At 69.2% G+C, this 18135-nt stretch carries 17 protein-coding genes; 8 read left to right on the top strand and 9 right to left on the bottom strand.

The features are described from left to right. Positions 1-137: 137 nt before the first annotated feature. Genes K2Z83_RS09910 through K2Z83_RS09920 form a run of 3 tightly spaced genes read left to right on the top strand, consistent with a single transcriptional unit; the run spans position 138 to position 6882 of the window. On the top strand, positions 138-1340 hold the full coding sequence (locus K2Z83_RS09910; RefSeq protein WP_220595020.1) for a glycosyltransferase family 4 protein: 1203 nt from the start codon (positions 138-140) through the stop codon (positions 1338-1340). Next, positions 1324-3675, top strand: coding sequence for a hypothetical protein (locus tag K2Z83_RS09915; protein WP_220595021.1), 2352 nt, complete (start codon positions 1324-1326; stop codon positions 3673-3675). Before K2Z83_RS09910 ends, K2Z83_RS09915 begins: the two co-directional genes overlap by 17 nt. A 51-nt stretch (positions 3676-3726) precedes the next feature. After that, on the top strand, positions 3727-6882 hold the full coding sequence (locus tag K2Z83_RS09920) for a DUF2298 domain-containing protein (protein WP_220595022.1): 3156 nt from the start codon (positions 3727-3729) through the stop codon (positions 6880-6882). 31 nt (positions 6883-6913) lie between these two features. Here the strand turns inward: K2Z83_RS09920 and K2Z83_RS09925 are convergent, their stop codons facing one another. The 4 genes from K2Z83_RS09925 to K2Z83_RS09940 all read right to left on the bottom strand — a co-directional run bounded on the left by K2Z83_RS09925 (position 6914) and on the right by K2Z83_RS09940 (position 9854). Next, positions 6914-7945, bottom strand: coding sequence for a UDP-glucose--hexose-1-phosphate uridylyltransferase (locus tag K2Z83_RS09925; RefSeq protein WP_220595023.1), 1032 nt, complete (start codon positions 7943-7945; stop codon positions 6914-6916). Positions 7946-8204: 259 nt separating this feature from the next. After that, positions 8205-8606, bottom strand: a complete 402-nt coding sequence (locus K2Z83_RS09930; RefSeq protein ID WP_220595024.1) for an anti-sigma regulatory factor — start codon at positions 8604-8606, stop codon at positions 8205-8207. Then, a complete protein-coding gene (locus tag K2Z83_RS09935) occupies positions 8593-8976 on the bottom strand; it encodes an STAS domain-containing protein (protein ID WP_220595025.1) in 384 nt (127 codons plus the stop codon). Before K2Z83_RS09935 ends, K2Z83_RS09930 begins: the two co-directional genes overlap by 14 nt. Before the next feature lie 164 nt (positions 8977-9140). Next, the gene (locus K2Z83_RS09940; RefSeq protein WP_220595026.1) at positions 9141-9854 is read right to left on the bottom strand and encodes a diacylglycerol/polyprenol kinase family protein; all 714 of its coding nucleotides are present in this window, start codon (positions 9852-9854) and stop codon (positions 9141-9143) included. 155 nt (positions 9855-10009) lie between these two features. On the opposite strand from K2Z83_RS09940, the gene K2Z83_RS09945 reads away from it, so the two are divergent. Together K2Z83_RS09945 and K2Z83_RS09950 are read left to right on the top strand one after the other, a co-directional pair. Beyond that, a complete protein-coding gene (locus tag K2Z83_RS09945; protein ID WP_220595027.1) occupies positions 10010-11554 on the top strand; it encodes a nicotinate phosphoribosyltransferase in 1545 nt (514 codons plus the stop codon). A gap of 53 nt (positions 11555-11607) precedes the next feature. Continuing rightward, entirely contained in the window at positions 11608-12525 is a 918-nt protein-coding gene (locus tag K2Z83_RS09950) for an RluA family pseudouridine synthase (protein WP_220595028.1), read from the top strand. Here K2Z83_RS09950 and K2Z83_RS09955 read toward each other — a convergent pair. Together K2Z83_RS09955 and K2Z83_RS09960 are read right to left on the bottom strand one after the other, a co-directional pair. Then, entirely contained in the window at positions 12520-12894 is a 375-nt protein-coding gene (locus tag K2Z83_RS09955) for a TIGR04086 family membrane protein (protein ID WP_220595029.1), read from the bottom strand. The two genes, K2Z83_RS09950 and K2Z83_RS09955, sit on opposite strands and share 6 nt — an antisense overlap. 88 nt (positions 12895-12982) lie before the next feature. Next, positions 12983-13237: a hypothetical protein gene (locus K2Z83_RS09960; RefSeq protein ID WP_220595030.1), complete on the bottom strand. Its 255-nt coding sequence runs from the start codon at positions 13235-13237 to the stop codon at positions 12983-12985. Between the two features lie 202 nt (positions 13238-13439). Here K2Z83_RS09960 and K2Z83_RS09965 point away from each other — a divergent pair, with 202 nt between their 5' ends. Beyond that, positions 13440-13832, top strand: coding sequence for a hypothetical protein (locus K2Z83_RS09965; protein WP_220595031.1), 393 nt, complete (start codon positions 13440-13442; stop codon positions 13830-13832). Positions 13833-13856: 24 nt separating this feature from the next. Here the strand turns inward: K2Z83_RS09965 and K2Z83_RS09970 are convergent, their stop codons facing one another. Further along, entirely contained in the window at positions 13857-14843 is a 987-nt protein-coding gene (locus tag K2Z83_RS09970) for a 4Fe-4S binding protein (RefSeq protein WP_220595032.1), read from the bottom strand. Next, positions 14843-15229, bottom strand: a complete 387-nt coding sequence (locus K2Z83_RS09975) for a VOC family protein (protein ID WP_220595033.1) — start codon at positions 15227-15229, stop codon at positions 14843-14845. Before K2Z83_RS09975 ends, K2Z83_RS09970 begins: the two co-directional genes overlap by 1 nt. Before the next feature lie 181 nt (positions 15230-15410). On the opposite strand from K2Z83_RS09975, the gene K2Z83_RS09980 reads away from it, so the two are divergent. Continuing rightward, positions 15411-16412: a protein kinase gene (locus K2Z83_RS09980; RefSeq protein WP_220595034.1), complete on the top strand. Its 1002-nt coding sequence runs from the start codon at positions 15411-15413 to the stop codon at positions 16410-16412. Beyond that, positions 16342-17097 (top strand): hypothetical protein, encoded by a 756-nt coding sequence (locus K2Z83_RS09985; RefSeq protein WP_220595035.1) that lies wholly within the window; start codon positions 16342-16344, stop codon positions 17095-17097. Before K2Z83_RS09980 ends, K2Z83_RS09985 begins: the two co-directional genes overlap by 71 nt. Positions 17098-17122: 25 nt before the next feature. Here the strand turns inward: K2Z83_RS09985 and K2Z83_RS09990 are convergent, their stop codons facing one another. Beyond that, complete coding sequence (locus K2Z83_RS09990; protein ID WP_220595036.1) at positions 17123-17938, bottom strand: oxidoreductase; 816 nt, start codon at positions 17936-17938, stop codon at positions 17123-17125. Positions 17939-18135: the final 197 nt, after the last annotated feature.

An 18135-nucleotide genomic window follows, 5' to 3' on the forward strand; every position in this document is an offset into this window, starting at 1 on the left:
GGATCGAGGCGGTGTATCGCTCCGCTTTAGGGTACAGGGTATAGGGGACAGGGGACAGGCCGGACAGCGCTCAATATGCTTATCTCTGACTTGTTGTACCCTATGCCCTGTACCCTGTACCCTGTACCCTATACCCTATGAAGATACTCATCGTCACAACCTACGGCTTCGACCCGGCCTTCCCCAGCCGCCCCGAGCAGCTCCAGGCTCGCGCGCTCGTGCGCCGGGGCCACCGGGTTGTCGCCCACGAGTACCTCGACCGGCGCTACCCCGGCCAGTCGACACGCCACGAGTGGCTCGACGGCGTGGCGGTGCATCGGGCCGCCACCCTGGGCTTCTTCGCCCCCGAGGCCCTGCTGCGCCTGCTGGACGCCGACCGGCCCGATGTGATCCATATCCACCACATGCGCAGCCTGCTCGCCTACCAGACCGTGCAGGTCGCGCGGCGGCTGGGCGTGCCCACGGTGCTCACGCCCCACGGGCTGCTGCACGACGGGGACCTGGTGGTGGATCGCGAGCGCCCGCTGGACGCGCCGCTGCGCTTTGAGAACCTGCTGCTCACCCCGGCGCAGCTGCTGGCCCGCCTGGCGAAGGGTGCCCACCCGCGCCGCGCCGTGCGCAACTACTGCATCCACGCGCCGCTGCGCATGATCGACCACGCCGTGGCTCTCTCGCGCCACGAGGCCAGCCTGCTCCAGCGGCTCGGCGTCGCCCCCGAGCGGATCAGCGTGCTGCCCAACGCCGTCGATCTCTCCGGGTTCGAGAGGGCTGGAGCAGCGCAGCCCCTCCAAATAAACACACAGCTCGTCCTCTTCATCGGCCAGCTGGTGCCGCGCAAGGCCTACGACCTGCTGGCCCGCGCGATGCCCCTGGTGCTGCGCGAGGTGCCGGCGGCCCGCTTCGTCTTCGTCAGCCACAACCGCCAGTGCGAGGACGACCTGCGCCGGCTGGTGGCCGAGGGCGGCGCGGGGCACGCCTTCGAGCTGCGCGGGCGGGTCAGCGAGGAGGAGAAGCTCGCACTGCTGGGCGAGGCCGCCGTGGTGGCCGCCCCCAGCCGCTACGAGGGCTTCGGCATCCCGCTGATCGAGGCCCAGGCCATCGGGGCCGCCCTCGTCACCAGCGATGTGCCCGCATGCAACGAGCTGATCACCCACGAGCACAACGGCCTGCTGACGGCCTACGGCGACCCCGCCGATCTGGCGGCGGCCATCGTGCGCCTCCTGCGCGACCGCGCGCTCGCCCGCCGCCTGGGCGAGAACGGTCGCCGCGAGGTCTTCGCCCGCTACAGCGCCGACCGGCTCGCCAGCGATCTTGAGGAGATCTATGCGTCGCTCATTTGATCGTCTATCAGGGCGAGATCCGCTCGCCCTGATAGACCACGCTCCCCTCGCCGCCGAGGCGCCGCCCGAGCCGTGGCAGCTGCGGCTGCTGATCTTCCTGGGGTACCTAGCCCTGGGGGTTGTGTTCACCTGGCCGCTGGCCCTGCATATAAACGACGGCGTGATCCAGGGCGCGGCTCTCACCTGGCCGCTGGCCCTGCATATGAACGACGGCATGATCCAGGAGGGCGGTTTGCTAGTGGACGCCGGGCAGGGGGTGTGGAATCTCTGGTGGGCCCGTACTGCGTTGCTGCGTGGGCTGAACCCCTTCACTACGGCATATCTCTTCTACCCGCTCCCGCCGGTTGATCTCTTCTTTCAAACCCTCAGCCTGCCGAACGCGATCATGGTCGCGCCGGTATTGCTCGCCATCGGGCCGGTGGCTGCCTTCAACTGTGTGGCTATGCTCTCCTTCGGCCTGGGCGGCTACTTCACCTACCGCATTGCCCGCGCTCTGGTGGATGATCGCGCCGCTGCGTTGCTGGCCGGGGTCGTCTTTGCCTTCACGCCCTACCACATCCAGCGCCTCTGGAGTGGGCCAATGGAGCTGATCGCCGTCCACTGGCTGCCGCTCTATGTGCTACTGCTGATGCGCGCCCTGGCCCGCCCGAGCCTCGCCCGCCTGCTGGCCGCCGCCCTGGCCCTGCTCGTCACCACGCTCGCCAGCCAGTACTATGGGCTCTACGCTGCGGTCTACACGGCGCTCCACGGGGTGCTGGCCGCGCTCATCGCTCCTCGTCGCTCCCGCCTGCGCACGCTGGCTGCGGCCGCAGGCGTGGGCGTCTTCTGGGTTGTCGGGCTGGCCCCGATGCTCCTGGCCGTCGGCGGGATCGGCGCCGCCGTACTTGAGGATTGGTATGTGCGCCAGGTGTTTCACTCTCTGGCCCTGGTCGACCTGATCGTGCCGAACATCCAGCACCCGCTCTGGGGAGCCGCCGCCGCCGCCTGGCAGTTTAACCTGCACCCCTACGGCCTGGAGACAGGCGCCGGCGTGGGTTTGGCGATCTCCCTCCTCGGCTTGCTGGCCCTGATCCGTAGGCCACGCCGCGCCTGGCCCTGGGCCGCCCTGGCCCTCGGCACGGTCGTCCTGGCTATGGGGCCACAGATCCATCTCACTGCCGCCGATAGCCCCGTGCCCGGCCCTTTCCTGCTGCTCGACCTGATCGGTCCCTTCCGCAACAGCAGTCGACCGAGCGTCTTCCTGTCCCTGACGATGATCCCCGTCGCCGCCCTGACTGCCGAGGGATTCGCCAGCTTGCGCGACACTGCCCCATTGTTTGCTGGGTTTTGGCGGCGTAGCCCAACAAGCAAAGACTCTGGGCGCGGCGCAGCCATCCCCAGAACCCAGCAGCGAAGCGCGGTCATGGGCGAGGGTCGTATTGCCCGCTGGGGATTGGTCGTGCTGCTCGCCGCCGAGTTGGTCGTCGCCCCCTGGCCGATCACGCCGATCAGCGTAGCGCCCATCTATCGCCAGCTCAACGCCGACCCAGTGCCCGGCGCGGTGTTCGAGCTTCCACCGCGCAATAACGATAGCGTCTACCTGCTGAACCAGATCTGTCACGGGCGCCCGCTCATCGGCGGCTATCTGGCACGCCTTCCCGACTACCCGCTCGCCAGATACCCCTCGTCGCTCAAGGGCCTCTGGGACGCCGCGCCGCCCGCGCCCGATATGCTCGACCTCGACCCCGCCGCCGAGCTCGCCGCCCTCGGCGTCCGTTATGTCACCCTCGACCTCACCCGTCTGCCGCGCGCGCAGGCCGCCCGCCTGCGCGCGCGCCTGGAGGTTCCCGGGATCCGCCGCACCTACGCGGATGCGCGGATGGAGGTGTACGTGATCGATCCCGCCGCCGCGCGCGCCGTGGCGGTGCTCGGCCCGGGCTGGTACGATGTTGAGCGCGATGGGGCTCGCCACTGGCGCTGGATGCAGCGCAGCGCCGGGCTGAGCCTGATTACCCCCGCCGCAGCGATGGTTGAGCTCCAGTTCACCGCCACAGCGTATGCGGCGGGCCGCCCGCTGGAGATCTGGCGGGGCACACAGCGGCTGACGAGCGTCGATATCCCCGCCGCACCCTATGAGCGCACCCTGTCGCTGCGGCTGATGCTGCCTCCTGGGCAGACCGACCTGACCCTGGTGAGCCCAACGGACATCAGCCCCGAGGGGCGCGCCCTGAGCCTCTCGGTTGATCAGCTGCGGGTGACGCCACTGCCCCCGGCGGACGGCGTCCTGCCGGCGGAGGCACCACCACTTCCGCCGACAATCCCCGCCATCGACGCCCCTCCCTGTGAGCGCTTATAGCGAGCAGGGAGGCGGGGCAGGCATTCCCTGGATCCTATGAGTATTGTGACTATGAAGCGTCTCCCGATAGACATCGCGCTCTTGCTGGCCCCAGCCCTGGCCGTCCTCCTGCTCTGGCAGGCTGCGGGTGGGGCGCGGCTACGCCCCGCCGATCTCGCCGGCGCGGATCGGCTCACCGGCTTCTCTGTGCCGGAGGACGGCCCCGCCGGCACATTCCGCTGGGGCGGCGCGCATGCGCGCGTGTCGCTCCCCGCAGGCGGGCTACCCGGCGTCCTTATGCTGCGCGGCGCCGTCGCCCCCGGCGCGCTCGTGCATGTGGCCCTCGGCGACTCGCCGCCGGTCGCGCTGCCTGCGGGCGGCGAGTCACCCCAGCTACGCCGCTATGCCATGATCCTCCCGCCCGCCCCCGACGCGCTGGGATGGGCCGCGCTGACGATCACGGCCGACCCGCCAGCCCGCATCGACGGGCGAAACCTCGGCATGGCCCTCACCGATATCGGGGTCTCCCCGATCGCGCGCGCCCTGCGCTGGCCGCCGCCCTTCGTCTGGATCATGGCCGCATGTCTGCCCGCCCTGCTCGCTGTGGCCCTGTCGCTCGCTGGCGCGCCGCGCCGCCCGGCGGCGGCCCTCGCATCCCTGATCGGCGTGGGGCTAGCCTGGATCTGGGCCACCTACCCGACCGGCGTCTACCCGTGGCTGCTCGACCTTCGCGCCCTCCTGAGCGAGCCGCTGATCTGGCGCTGGTGGCTGGCATCTCAGCTGATCGGCCTGGCCGCATGGCCGCTCACGGCCCGCGTGCTGCGCGGCCTGCCGTTGGCCGGCTACCCGCTGGCCAAGGCGTTCGGCCTGCTCCTCATCACCTGGCTCGCCTGGGCCCTCGCCTCTGTTGGCGTCGCGCCATTCGCGCTCACCTCCGTGATCAGCTCGGCCCTGCTCGTCGCAGCTATTGCGTGGCTGTCGCCGCTGCTCGGGCGACAGCTGCCACCCCCGCCAGTGTGGCGCGGCGCGCTGGCCTATGAGCTGCTCTTCCTCGGCGGTCTTTGGATTGGCGTCTGGCTGCGCTGGCATGGTGCGGTCGGCCCGGCGATCACCGGCACCGAGAAGCCGATGGATTTCGCCATCCTCAACGCCGTGCTGCGCTACGGTGACTTCCCGCCGCTCGACCCCTGGTTCGCCGGGTTCGGCCTGAACTACTACTACCTCGGCTTCGTGATCGTCGCCGTTGTGACGCTGCTTACCGGCACCGCCCCGGCTCTGGCCTTCAACCTCGGATTCGCGCTGGTGATCGCCCTGACCGTCGTCGGCGTAGCCTACGCCGCCCACGCGCTCATCGCGCTGAGCCCAAGCCCCGATGGCGCCCGCCCGAGGCGGCACACCCGTGTCGGCGTGGCCATGCTCGCCCTGTTCTTCTGCCTTGCGATTGGCAGCCAGGCCAGCGCCCTCCAGATGCTCGTCGGCTCCTCCCTGGTCCGCGCCCTCGACGCCGGGCAGATTGCCTCCGCACTCGCCCAGCGGCTCGCCGGTGCCGACACGATCCGGCTCGACCGACCCACCCCGCCGAGCTGGGATGGCCCGCCCTTCGACACGATCACCCCCGAGACGCGACTCTCCTTCGACTGGTACATGCCCTCACGGTCGCTCTATGATGACGTGGCCCTGCCCAGCGGCGGCGTTGAGCGGCGCTACGCGATCACCGAGTTCCCGGCCTTTAGCCTCTACCTGGGCGACCTCCACCCATATATTCTGGTCACGCCCTTTGATCTTCTGGCCCTCGCCGTCGCCCTGTCCCTGGCGGCGTGGGGACGGAGCGGGGCGGGGGCGTCGCCGCCAGTCGTCCCTTCAATCACCTATGGCGCGATCATCGGCTGCCTCTACTGCATCAACCCCTGGGACGCGCCGACCTATGCGCTGCTGGGGATGGGCGCGCTCCTGATCGGGCAGCGCGCCCATCGATCCAGGAGTGTCTGGCGACCCTACGCGCTATGCCTCGCGGCGATGGTCTGCACGGCGCTGCTGTCCGCCCTCCCCTTCCTGCTTACCTTCCGCTCGCCGAGCGGCCCCATCGCCGGGCCGCTCGCCGGCCTGCCCGTCCTTGGCCGCCTCGGGGCGACCCTTGGCCTCGTCTCCAACCACACCCGGCTCCACAGCTTCCTGATGATCTTCGGCCTCTTCCTGATCATGCTGCTCGCGTTTCTTATCACGGGGAGGAGCGGAGGCGCGACGCACCCCTCCCCACAGTCGACAGCCATGGGCAGATCGCCTGAGCGTGCGAACCCGAGGCGCGAGCGGAGCAAGCCACCACGCGCAGTAGCGCAGTGGCGCAACCGTCATGCTGAGCGCTCGCTGTATGCGATTCTGCTCGCCTCGATACCGATAGGCGTACTGCTCGGATTCCCCCTGCTCTTTCTCATGCCGCTGATCGCCCTGCTGCTCACGCGGGCGGCGGTACCATCCGTCGCCCCCGGCGAGGAGCTCGTCGCCTGGGCCGCAGCCGTCGGCTGCATCATCCTCTTGGTGCCGGAGGTCGTTTATATCCGCGACCTGCTTGAGGGCGAGATGAGCCGGATGAACACCATCTTCAAGTTCTACTATCAGGCGTGGATGCTCTTAGGCATCGTAGCGGCCTACGCCGTCTGGGCCAACCTGCGGGCCCACCGCTGGCGCTGGCCGACCTGGATCTGGGCGACGCCGACCGCCCTGCTGATCGCAGGCGCCCTCGTGTACCCCCTGGGCCTGCTACGCTGGGCAGAGCCATGGCTGCCCGCCGAGCGCACCCTCAATGGCCTCGCCTGGATGGCCCGCGAGCACCCTGATGAGCTGGCCGCCGCCCGCTGGATGGCCGCAAACGTCGCCCCGCAGGGTGTCGTCATCACTGGGTTCTGCAACTGTGACTACGAGGAGTTCAGCCGGGTGGCCGCCATCAGTGGCGTGCAGACGGTACTGGGCCTAGACGGGCACGAGCGGCTCTGGCGCAGCGGATCTGCGGCCCAGCTGGCCGAGATCGCCGCACGTGCGCGAGATATCCCGGCGATCTACAGGGCTACTGATGAGGCGGCAGCCCTGATGCTTCTTGATCACTACAAAGTGCGCTACCTCTACCTCGGCCCAGTTGAACGCGGGCTCTACGGCGATTCAGCTGCCGCCTTCGCCCACAATCTGCCTGTCGCCTTCAGCCAGGGCGAGATCACGATCTACCGCGTTCCGTGACGGCGCAGTAGGGCCGCAGCGCGCTGCGGCCCTACTGCGCCCGCAGCCGCTCCGCCGCCTGCTCGGGGGTGATGTCACGCTGCGGCTCGCCGAGCAGCTCAAAGCCGACCATGAACTTGCGCACGGTGGCCGAGCGCAGCAGCGGCGGGTAGAAGTGGGCGTGCAGGTGCCACTCCGGGTGATCTACGCCGTCGCACGGGCGCTGGTGGAAGCCCATTGAGTAGGGGAACGACACATTGAACAGGGCGTCGTAGCGCGTCGTCAGCTGCTTGAGGATATCGGCCAGCCCATCCCGGGCTGCATCGTCGAGCGCGGGGATGTCGGGCACCGCCCGCCGGCTGATGATCAGCGTCTCGAAGGGCCAGACCGCCCAGAAGGGCACGAGCGCAACGAAGTGCGCGTTGGCGCAGACCACGCGCTGGCCCAGCCCCAGCTCCAGCTCCAGGTAGTCGCCCAGCAGCGTCCGCCCCGTCGCGGCAAAGTGCGCCGCCTGTGTGCCCAGCTCCCGCGAGACGTGGAGCGGGATGCTCCCCGTCGCCCAGATCTGGCCGTGCGGGTGCGGGTTGCTGGCCCCCATCATCGCGCCGCGGTTCTCGAACACCTGCACGTAGCCGATCTCAGGGCGCCCGCCCAGATCGAGCGTCTGCTCAGCCCAGGTGTCCACCACCGCGCGAAGCGTGGCCGCATCAAGCATCGCCAGAGTCAGATCATGGCGTGGCGAGAAGCAGACCACGCGGCAGATCCCGTGCTCGGCATAGGCGCGGAGGAGGGGCTGCTCGCCCGTTCTCCCGGCGATATACTCGCCCGCGGGGACATCAGGGAGCAGGGCGGCGAAGTCATTGTCGAACACAAATGTGCCCGCGTAGTCGGGGTTTCGCACGCCGCCGACCCGCTCATTGCCGGGGCAGAGGTAGCACTGCGGGTCGTGGGGCGGGCGCGTCTCTATCGCGGGCGTCTCGACCTGGCCCTGCCAGGGGCGCTTCGTGCGGTGGGGCGACACGAGCACCCACTCATCGCTGAGCGGGTTGTAGCGTCGATGTGGGTGATCGGTGAGTGAAAACATGATCACTGAGCCTCTGAGTGGGTGAGAACACTGATCCGATCTTCATGCGGTGTTATGCCCTATGCGCATGAGGCATGAGGCATGAGGCATGAGAAGATGATAACGCATATTGTGGGCGAGCGCGGGGGAGATGATGCGGGGGGAGCGTAGTACAGAGTCGAGCGTGTAGGGGACAAGGTGAAAGGAAGAGGAAAACCTGGTTCGCAGACATCAGGCGCAAGAATTACCTGAGCCTCAGCGCCTCAGCGCCTCAGTGATCCTAGTTGCGCCACTTGCGGCATGTGATCGTGGTGCCGACATTCTCCTGCGAGCGGATGCTGAAATCGTCCATCAGGCGCTTGGCCCCAGGCAGGCCCATCCCCATGCCGCGCGAGGTCGAGTAGCCATCCTGCATCACCAGGTCGATATTCGCGATGCCGGGGCCCTGATCCTCACAGACGATCTCGATCCCCTTGCGGTTATTCTTCTCGACCTCGCGCACCGTCACGTTACCGGTGCCGGCGTACAGAAAGATATTACGCGCTAGCTCGCTCACGGCGGTGGCGATGCGCGCCTGATCGATCGCGCCGAACCCGAGGGTCTTGGCCACATCACGGGCCATGGTGCGCGCTATGACGATGTCAAGATCACTGCGGATGACCGCAGCCTTAGACTGAACCATCGTCGCTCTCCTCAGTCAGGCGCTGCATCATCGTCAGACCCTTCTCAAGGTTCAGCGCCGTGAGCACGCGGGGCAGTTCCAGGCCCAGCTCCACCAGGGTGATCGCCACCGCAGGCTGGAGTCCGGTCAGCACAACACGGGTGCCCATCAGACCGGCCATCGCCGCGATATCGGCGATCAGCCGACCGATAAAGCTATCGACGACATCAAGGGCGGTGAGATCGATGATCACGCCTCTGGCGCGCGTATCGTGAATCTTTTGCAGCAGGTCATCCTTGAACTGCACCGCAGAGGCGTCGTGCAGCGCAACCTGGATGGATGCGATCAGGATGTCCCCGATCTTAAGAATCGGAATGCGGAGGCTTTCCAACCGTTCCTCCCTCTGCCACCACGCAGACACGCGACTACATGGAGCAAGGTTATCGTATCAAAAACCAGATGACGGGATAACGTACGATAGCGGCGAGCAAGCGCAGTGATGAGAGTTGGTCGTTCTCTCAGCGCCCACGCACCTAAACGTCTCGCCTAAACATATTACCTAAGCGCCATTACCGCAGCGAAGACTATCAGCCCCGAGATAAGCGGTACGCTGAGGTTGTCGGTTCCGTGGGGTGAGATAGCCTCTGCGCCTGTGGTTATCAGCGCGGCGATCATGGCGGCGGCTATGCTGACAGAGACGCCGAGTGGGGCAGACAGCGGGCTAAACGACGAGCCCGGCACGAGCAGCAGCACCAGCAGCATCGCCGTGGCGCTCGCGACAAACATTGCAAGGGAGCCTTCCAAGGAGCGGGTGCTCCCAAAGACAGTATACTTGTGACGCCCCCACATCTTCCCGATAATGGCCGCAGAAGCATCGCCCCAGGTCATCGCCATAGCGCCTGCGGCGGCGATATAGCCCCGGTCGTCAGGCGAGCCGGTGCGCCAGAAGGCGATGAATAGGATGCTGATCGAGAGCGCAAAGTAGACAGTGCCAGGGCTACTGTTCTGGGCATCGACCGATTCAAGGAACCGGTAGCGCCATAGAATATAGTTGATAACAATGAATGATGCAAAGGGGATGATCCCGATGTACCAGTTGTCGAAAAGGGACAGCACACCGAAGACCGACATCCCGGCGCCCACATGGACGATCTTACGGGTGAAATCCTGCGAGTAGCCCTGGCGACGGCGAATAAGCTCTGCGATCAGAAGGAGTCCAGTCGCATATCCATACAAGAGGGCCAGGCCGATCAGATCACGTGTTGTCATGAGGGGCTTGTAGCATGAGGAGGCATCGCTGCCGCAATTTTAGCGCGTTCGGGCGATCACGTCAATTGATGTGGCGGCCCGCGCCAGCCCTTGACATCTTGGGCGCGCGGGCTATAATAGTGTATAAGTAACACTAAATAGCAGCGGAGAGCGAGATGAACGCCGACGACCAGCGCACCGCCGAGGGCATCCTCTTCACCGACCAGTACCAGCTGAGCATGGCCCAGCTCTACTTCCGCCAGGGCATCCACGAGCGCCCGGCGCAGTTCGACCATTTCTTCCGACGCTACCCAAACTACGGCCTGCACGAGGCGGGCTACTGCGTGGGAGCCGGGCTAGAGTGGCTGCTAGACTGGATGCGCGAGGCGCGCTTCCGCGACGCGGAGATCGCCCACCTGCGCAGCCAGCGCACCCGCACTGGCGGCCAGATGTTCACCGACGACTTCCTGGACTATCTGCGCGAGGCGGGCGACTTCTCGCGGATCAGCCTGAGCGCCATCGCCGAGGGCCGGGTGGTCCACCCCAATGTGCCGCTGACCGTAGTACGCGGCCCGCTGGCCATGGCCCAGATCCTCGAGACGCCGCTGCTCAACCAGCTGAACTACCAGACCTTGATCGCCACCAAGGCCGCGCGCATCCGCGAGGTGAGCCGGGCCGCCATGGTGCTGGAGTTCGGCCTGCGCCGTGGCCAGGAGCGCGGGGCTAACGCCGGCACGCGGGCCGCCCTGATCGGCGGGGCCGACTTCACCTCCAACGTCGGCCTCTCCCATGTGCTGGGCTACCCGCCCAAGGGCACCCACGCCCACGCCCTCGTCCAGGTCTTCCTGGCCCTCGGCCACAGCGAGCTTGAGGCCTTCCGCGCCTACGCCGAGAGCTACCCCGACGACTGCCTGCTCCTGGTGGATACGATCAACACCCTGGAGAGCGGCGTGCCGAACGCCATCTGCGTCTTCGAGGAGCTGCGCGCCGCCGGCCACGCGCCCATGGGCATCCGGCTCGACTCGGGCGACCTGGCCTACCTGGCGGTTCAGTCGGCGCGCATGCTCGACGCGGCCGGCTTCCCGAACACGTCGATCGTGCTCTCCAACGACCTGGACGAGCTGGCGATCTGGCAGATCCAGTCCCAGATCGTCGATGAGGCCCGCCGCCACGGGGCCGACGCCGACGCGGTGATCGGCCGGCTGGTCTACGGCGTCGGCACGCGCCTCGTCACCTCTCACGGCGAGGGCGCGCTGGGCGGAGTCTACAAGCTGGTGGCGCTCCAGGAGGGCCAGGAGTGGCGCCCGGCGATCAAGATCGCCGACTCGCCGAACAAGATGACCAACCCCGGCCTCAAGCAGGCCTGGCGGATCTACGACCGGCGCGGGCAGGCCACGGCCGACCTGGTGACGCTGGAGGGCGAGGACCCGCGCCAGGAGGAGCGGATCAGCCTGCGCCACCCCGGCGACCACTCGCGCCACCGGGTGCTGCGCCAAGATGAGATCAGCGCCATCGAGCCGCTGCTTGAGGAGGTGCTGCGCGATGGCGCGCTCGTCGCCGAGCAGCCGACGATCGAGGCCATGCGCGAGCGCCGCCGGGCCGACGTCGAGCGGCTCGACTCGGGCGTGCGCCGGATCATGAACCCGCATATCTACCACGTCTCGCTGAGCCAGCGGCTCTGGGATCTCAAGCAGCGGCTGCTCAGCGAGATGGGAAGGTAAAGAGAGGGTATGGGAGAGTGCCTTGCACTCTCCCATACCCTCTCTGATGAGATATGGAGATAGTAGAGCATATCCTCAGCGATGATGAGGCGCAGGCGCCCATCGCCGCCCTCGCCGAGGCGATCCTCCCCGGCGCGGGCGCGCGGGCGGTGGGGCGCGGCGGGGCGTGGCTGGATGAGCGGCGGGTGATCGACCCCGAGGCGCGGGGCGCGGCCGGGGCGAGCCTGCGCCTGCGCCTGCCGCCAGGCGGCACCTACGCCGAGCTGGAGCTTGGCGCGGGCGACATCGCCTACGAGGACGAGTGGCTTCTGGCGCTGCACAAGGGCATGGGCTGGTATGTGGGGGCGACGCCCTGGGATGTGGTGGGCAACGCCCTGGCGGCGCTGGGGCGCTACCTGGAGCGGCGCGACGGGGCGGCCCCGCCGCTGCACCTGGCCCACCAGCTCGACCGCGACACGACAGGGGTGCTGCTGATCAGCAAGGCGGCGCAGGCCAACGGCCCGCTGACGGCGGCCTTTGCCGGGGGGCGTGTCGAGAAGACCTACCGCTGCCTGGTGGCCGGCGCGCCGCCTGAGGCGGGCGAGGTGCGCAGCGGGCACGGGCGCTCGGCCGGCGGGCGCTGGCGGGTCTACCCGCCCGATGAGGTGGGCCGCGCGCTGCCGGCGGGCGGCGGGCGGGTGAAGGCGGCCCACACCAGCTACGCCGTGGAGCGCCACCTGGAGGGCGCGGCCCTGGTGCGCTGCGCGCCGCACACCGGGCGCACCCACCAGATCCGCCTGCGCATGGCCCACATCGGCCACCCGCTGCTGGGCGACGCGCGCTACGGCGGGCCGGCGACCTACGCCGGGCACGATCTGCCCGGCCACCTGCTGCACGCCGCCGAGCTGCGGCTGCGCCACCCAGTCACCGGGGCGGCGCTGGAGCTGAGCAGCCCGCCGATGGAGCTGTTTGCGGCGCTGGCTGGGCTATGAGGCCCGCCGCAGGCGCATCGCCAGCAGCCCGCCGAGGGCGCCGGCGGCGCAGCCGAGGATCTCGATCAGGATGAAGGGGCGCGGCGTGGCAACGCCGCCGCTGAGCAGGGTCGAGAAGAGGATGTCGGCGACGCCGACCAGAAAGCCGTGGAGCGCGAAGGCGGTGCCGGCCATGCGGGCGGCCGCAAAGCCGCCCGCGCCGACGACGAGCACAAAGAGCAGCATGATCACGAGGTGGGTCGGGCTGGTGAAGCTCGGGCTATCGAAGAAGCTCGTGGCACCGACAGCGATCACCAGAAGTTGAAGCGCTAGGCTGAGGCCAAAGTCGACCAGCCAGCCAAAGAGGACCGCCGCCCAGCGGATATTCATAGAGGACACTCCCATCGCATCAGCACAAGCGCCGACGCCCCGGCCGGGGCGTCGGCGCTATAGTACCACCGCTTAGGAGATGTGCCAGCTAGAAGGCCAGGCCCCACCCGATCAGGAAGATCATCAGCGACAGCTCGATCGCCTTCACGCAGTCAGGGTGAACGCCGCGCCAGTACGCATCCTGGCCGAGCCACCACCAGATCCGGTTAAGCCCGGAGCGCAGCCGCACCTCCTCCCACTGGCGAAGCTGGGCCACGCAGGCCAGGCGGAGCAGCCGCCGGGTCTGCATCACCAGCGTCGTCGCCCAGACGCCAGCTATCATGAGCTGCAAAAGCAGAGCCATGCATGATCTCCTTTGTTGCGTGATGAGAGGGGAGGGCTGGGGAGGGCATCTGTGAAGATACCGCACAGCCTCTGTTAATAGTATGCACTCATGGCAGCGTTCGCGCAAGATGGATCTTGAACTAATTCTTTGTAGACAAAAGTACTAAAAACTGCGCAGGCGTGGTATCATCGGAGCACGCGCGCACGCACAGGAGTTGGATATGCACTCAGCCCGAAATCCATTCACGCCGGATGTCTTTGGCCTGCCATCAGATCCGCTCATGGCGCTGGACCTGATCCTCGCCGCGGGGCTCACCGCCGGGGGCGTCGGGCACACGCTGCTCACGCCGGTCATCTACCGCCGCGAGAGCGCCCTGAACCAGGGCTGGTTCGCGGGCTCCGGGCTGGCGCTCGCCTTCCTGGGCATGCTCAACATCATCCGTGTGCGGGGCGACGACGCCACCGCGCGGGCAATGAGCCGGGCGGCGAACCCGGCCGGCACGCTGTTCCTCGGCGTCGTGGCGGCCCGCGGGGCCGGGCCGCTCTCCTTCGCCGCCCTCGCGCTCAGCGCGGCCCTGACGGCGCTGTCGATGCGCGGGCAGCCCGCCCGCTGAGCGAGGGCGAACGGTGGGTCATATTCACCTTTCGCCCCTGCGCCGCCTTCGCAGCGCGCGCGGGATGATCGTGACCGGCAGGGGGCCGCCGCGCCCGCGCAGCAGCTCAAGCCGGCCGGGCGGGTCGACGCCGAAGCTCAGGCTGAGCCCGCCGTCGGGGCAGACGTTGAGGCAGGCCTGGCACTGGATACACTCGCTCGAGAGCACGCGCACGCCGTGGCGGGTGTAGTCGGTGATGCGGATGTCCATCGGGCAGGCGGCCACGCACTCGCCGAGGGCGTTGCACTTGCTCGGGTCGCCGCGCACCTTGAGCAGGGCGAGGCGGGCGGCGGGCAGGGCCAGCACGCCGGCCGGGCAGAGGTACTTGCAGAAGGCGCGGTTGTCGCGCAGGGCGAGGGCCATGGCCACGCCGAGCAGGTAGTAGAGGGCCACGCCGCCGAGGAACCAGGCCAGGGCCGCGCCCGGCCCCGGCAGGTAGCCGTAGCCCAGCCAGAGGCCGGCCACCAGGGCCAGGCTGGCCGCGAGGTGGATGTGGCGCAGCCAGGGCCAGGCCCCGCCCAGGCGGCCGGGGCTGTGGCGGAAGGGCAGCAGATCGAGGGCCGCGCCCGTCCAGCAGGCCCAGCCGCAGTAGACCCGGCCGAAGATCAGCGGGCCGAGCAGCTTGGCGATGGCGAAGTGGAGCAGGGCCGCGCCGAAGACCCCGCTGAGCAGCTCGAAGAACAGGCCCTCGACGGCGACGATCGACTGCTGGGCGATCACGCGGGCCAGGGCGGCGGCGAGCATGCCGACGCCGATCGCGGCCACCAGCGGCCGCCGGCCGGCGATGCGCCTGGCGGGCGGCAGCCCCAGGTAGTAGGCGACGCCCGGGGCGACGGCGGTGCCCAGGTAGCCGAAGAAGATCAGCGGCGCGAGCGAGCCGGCCAGCGCCCAGGCGATCAGGCCCAGGCCCCAGAGCGCGCCGGCCACGCCCAGGGCCACCGCCAGCCGCGCGCGCGGCGCGATCGTGCCCATCACACGCCCCCCTGGCCAAACCCATCGCCATCCTGGACCAGCTCGATCCGGTTGCCGAAGGGGTCGGCGATGAAGCAGCGGCGCACGCCGGGGACGCTCTCGTCGCGGGCGACAGGGACGCCGGCGGCGGCGAGGGCCGCCATCGCCGCGCCCAGGTCGGCGACGAGCAGCGCGGGGTGGGCCTTGCGCGCCGGGGCGAAGGGCTCCTCGACCCCGAGGTGGAGCTGGGCGCCGCCGCCCTGGAACCAGCAGCCGCCGCGCGCGGCCAGCGGCGCCGGCTTGGCGACCTCGGCCATGCCGAGCAGGCCGGCGTAGAAGGCGCGGGCGCGCCCCTCGCCGCCCTGCGACATGGCGAGCTGGACGTGGTCGATCCCGAGAATATTCATCAGCACCTCGCAAAACCTGTCTTGTTGTGCCAAGCTATGCCAGCTTCGCTGGCATAGCTTGGCACAACAACGGTACTACGTCTCATGCCCGCGCGCATCGGCGGATCGAACGATCCCGCTTGCGCGTCGCGGCGGCCTGTGGCACAATCGTTCGTGCCCGAGGATCAGCAAGGAGCGCCGCGTGCCGACCGCACACGAGGGACATACGACCAGGCTCGCCCTTCCGGGGCAGCCCGATAGCGGCGTGGGCGAGGGCGACCTGCTCGGCGGGCGGTTCCGCCTGGGCCGCGCCGTTGGCTGGGGCGGCCAGGCCGTCGTCTTCGAGGCCGGCGACACGCGCCGGGGCGGGGCAGCGGTGGCGGTGAAGGTGGCCCGGCGCGACCTGCCGGCCGACGAGCGGGCCGAGGCCGAGCAGGTGCTGCGCTGGGAGGGCGGCCTGCTGCGCCGGCTGCGCCACCCCGCCCTGCCACGCCTCCACGGGGCGGCGGCCGGCCCGGCCGGCGCATGGATCGCCCGCGACCTGGTGCCCGGCACGCCGCTGCTCGCCCTGGCCCGCCAGGCCCCGCAGGACCCGCGCCAGGTGCTGGCCTGGGCCGCGCAGCTCTGCGACCTGCTGACCTTCCTGCACACCCGGCCGGCCCCGGTGGTCTGCGGCGATATTAAGCCGGCCAACCTGATCCTGCGCCCTGACGGCGGGCTCGCCCTGATCGACCTGGGCGCGACGACGACCCTCACCCGCCGGCCGCCGCGCAAGCCCCGGCCGCGCCACGGCACGCCCGGCTACGCGCCCCCCGAGCAGCTGGCCGCCCGCAGCTACGATGAGCGCAGCGATGTGTTCAGCCTGGCCGTGACCTGCTACGAGCTGCTCACCGGGCTCGACCCGGCCCTCGCGCCGCTCCAGTTCGACCTGGCCCGGCTGGATCGGGCGGCGCCCCGGCTCCGAGGGCAGCCCGCTCCTGCGCGCCAGCCCGGCCCAGCTGGAGCTGGGCGACATCCCGCTGAAGAGCTGGCGGGTCTGGGGGCGGCCCACACCCCTGACGATCCAGAACAGCGCGCTGAGCCCGCTGCGCTGGGAGCTGGAGATCCCGGCCCAGCCGGACGCCGAGCTGCGGGTGATCTTCGACGGCCGCCCGCAGCGGCGTGCCGCCGGGGTGCTGGCGGGCGGCGCGCGCATCGGGCTTGAGCTGGTGGCCCAGGGGGCGACGGGGCCGCGCCGGGGCGTGATCCATCTCCGCAGCGGCGGCCACAGCGCGGACATCCCCTGGCGGGCCACGGCGCGGGCCGGGCTGCCGGTGGGCGGCCAGTACGCCGCGCGCCTGGAGGATCTCGATATGCTGCGGCGCGACCTGGTGCCGGCCCTGGAGGCGCTGCTCGTCGCGGGCTCCCTGCCGCGCTGGCTGCGGGCGACCGGCCGGCGGCCCCTGGCCATCGAGCTGGAGCGGGCCATGGCCCAGAAGCCCGACGAGCTGGGGCGCCGCCTGCTGGTGGGCCGGGCGCTGCACGCCGTGGCCCCCGAGCGCTTCCCGCTGCTGCGGCTGCGCGGCCTCGATGATGCCGCCGCGCGCCCGCTGGTGGCCGGGCAGTTCGCCCACCTGATCTTCGAGGTGGAGAATCTGGGCGCACACAGCTATGTGGCCGCCCTGACGAGCCACTGCCCCTGGGCTCGGGCCGCCACCCACGCCAACCTGCTGCCGCCCCTCGGCCTGCTGCGAGCGACCCTCCAGCTCGCCCCGCCCGACGCGCTCCAGGGCCGGCAGCCCGTGCCCCTGACGCTCAGCGTCGGCGGCCTGGAGCTGCCGCTGGTGCTCCCGGTGTCCGTCGAGCGCCAGCGCTGGTGGCAGCGGCTCGGGCGGCTGTTTGGCGGGTGATCAGCGCGCCGCCCGCGCCCTCCCCTCAGATCATGCTGCCCATTAGCCGGTCGAACAGGCGGTCGCTCAGCAGCCGGCGCAGGAAGAGGATCGGCCGGGCCATCGCCCCGGCGACGTAGCGGGTCCTCGGTCGGCGCGCCTTGAGCGCATCGGCGATCGTGTCGGCGATCACGCTCGGCGGCGAGGAGGTGCGCGAGGCGTAGTTTTTCTGCGTTGCCTTCGCCACCTTCTGGGCCATCCTGGCGTAGGCAGAGCTGCCCGAGCGCTGTAGCAGCGGCCCGATCATCACATCGTCGAACTCGGTCTTGATCAGCCCCGGCTCAACGATGACCACGTTGATCCCGAACGGTGCCAGCTCCAGGCGCAGGCAGTCCGACCAGCCCTCCAGCGCGTGCTTGGTGGCGTGGTACCAGGCGCCCAGCGGGGTGTAGATCTTGCCGCCGACCGACGAGATATTGACGATCGTGCCGGCGCGCTTCTGGCGCATAGAGGGTAGCACCAGCTGGGTCAGCCGGGCCAGCCCGAAGATGTTCACCTCGAACTGGTAGCGCGCATCGTCGATGCTCGTATCCTCCATCGCGCCATAGGTCGCGAAGCCGGCGTTGTTGATCAGGATATCGACCCCGCCCTGCTCCTTCGTGATCCGCTCGACGGCGGCGACCATCTGGGCGTCGTCGGTCACGTCCATGGCCAGCGGAATGGCGCCCTGCTGGGCCAGATCCTGCATCTTCTCGACCCGCCGCGCGGCCACATAGACGGTGTAGCCGCCCTCGCTGAGCAGCTTCTGGGCGGTCGCCTTGCCGATGCCCGACGAGGCGCCGGTGATCAGGACGGTTTTCAAAAGTGTATCCTTTCTGAAGTGAAACCTGTCAGCTGCTGCCAGCAATGGAATGACCGCTTCCTGATGCGCTCGGGGCCGCAGCTGACAGGCTTACGACCTCTATACGACTACAAGGAGGAGTATAACCGCGATGCAGGCGGGTGTCACGAGCAGAATGCGTCACGGGTGCGACGGACATTTCTGCATGCGGGCGGGCG

Source organism: Oscillochloris sp. ZM17-4, from assembly GCF_019599295.1.
In the GTDB taxonomy this organism is placed as follows: Bacteria; Chloroflexota; Chloroflexia; order Chloroflexales; family Chloroflexaceae; genus Oscillochloris.

Coding starts and splice junctions, on each gene's coding strand:
- K2Z83_RS09910 (WP_220595020.1), top strand. CDS start 138: ATGAAGATACTCATCGTCACAACCTACGGCTTCGACCCGGCCTTCCCC.
- K2Z83_RS09915 (WP_220595021.1), top strand. CDS start 1,324: ATGCGTCGCTCATTTGATCGTCTATCAGGGCGAGATCCGCTCGCCCTG.
- K2Z83_RS09920 (WP_220595022.1), top strand. CDS start 3,727: ATGAAGCGTCTCCCGATAGACATCGCGCTCTTGCTGGCCCCAGCCCTG.
- K2Z83_RS09925 (WP_220595023.1), bottom strand. CDS start 7,945: ATGTTTTCACTCACCGATCACCCACATCGACGCTACAACCCGCTCAGC.
- K2Z83_RS09930 (WP_220595024.1), bottom strand. CDS start 8,606: ATGGTTCAGTCTAAGGCTGCGGTCATCCGCAGTGATCTTGACATCGTC.
- K2Z83_RS09940 (WP_220595026.1), bottom strand. CDS start 9,854: ATGACAACACGTGATCTGATCGGCCTGGCCCTCTTGTATGGATATGCG.
- K2Z83_RS09945 (WP_220595027.1), top strand. CDS start 10,010: ATGAACGCCGACGACCAGCGCACCGCCGAGGGCATCCTCTTCACCGAC.
- K2Z83_RS09950 (WP_220595028.1), top strand. CDS start 11,608: ATGGAGATAGTAGAGCATATCCTCAGCGATGATGAGGCGCAGGCGCCC.
- K2Z83_RS09955 (WP_220595029.1), bottom strand. CDS start 12,894: ATGAATATCCGCTGGGCGGCGGTCCTCTTTGGCTGGCTGGTCGACTTT.
- K2Z83_RS09960 (WP_220595030.1), bottom strand. CDS start 13,237: ATGGCTCTGCTTTTGCAGCTCATGATAGCTGGCGTCTGGGCGACGACG.
- K2Z83_RS09965 (WP_220595031.1), top strand. CDS start 13,440: ATGCACTCAGCCCGAAATCCATTCACGCCGGATGTCTTTGGCCTGCCA.
- K2Z83_RS09970 (WP_220595032.1), bottom strand. CDS start 14,843: ATGGGCACGATCGCGCCGCGCGCGCGGCTGGCGGTGGCCCTGGGCGTG.
- K2Z83_RS09975 (WP_220595033.1), bottom strand. CDS start 15,229: ATGAATATTCTCGGGATCGACCACGTCCAGCTCGCCATGTCGCAGGGC.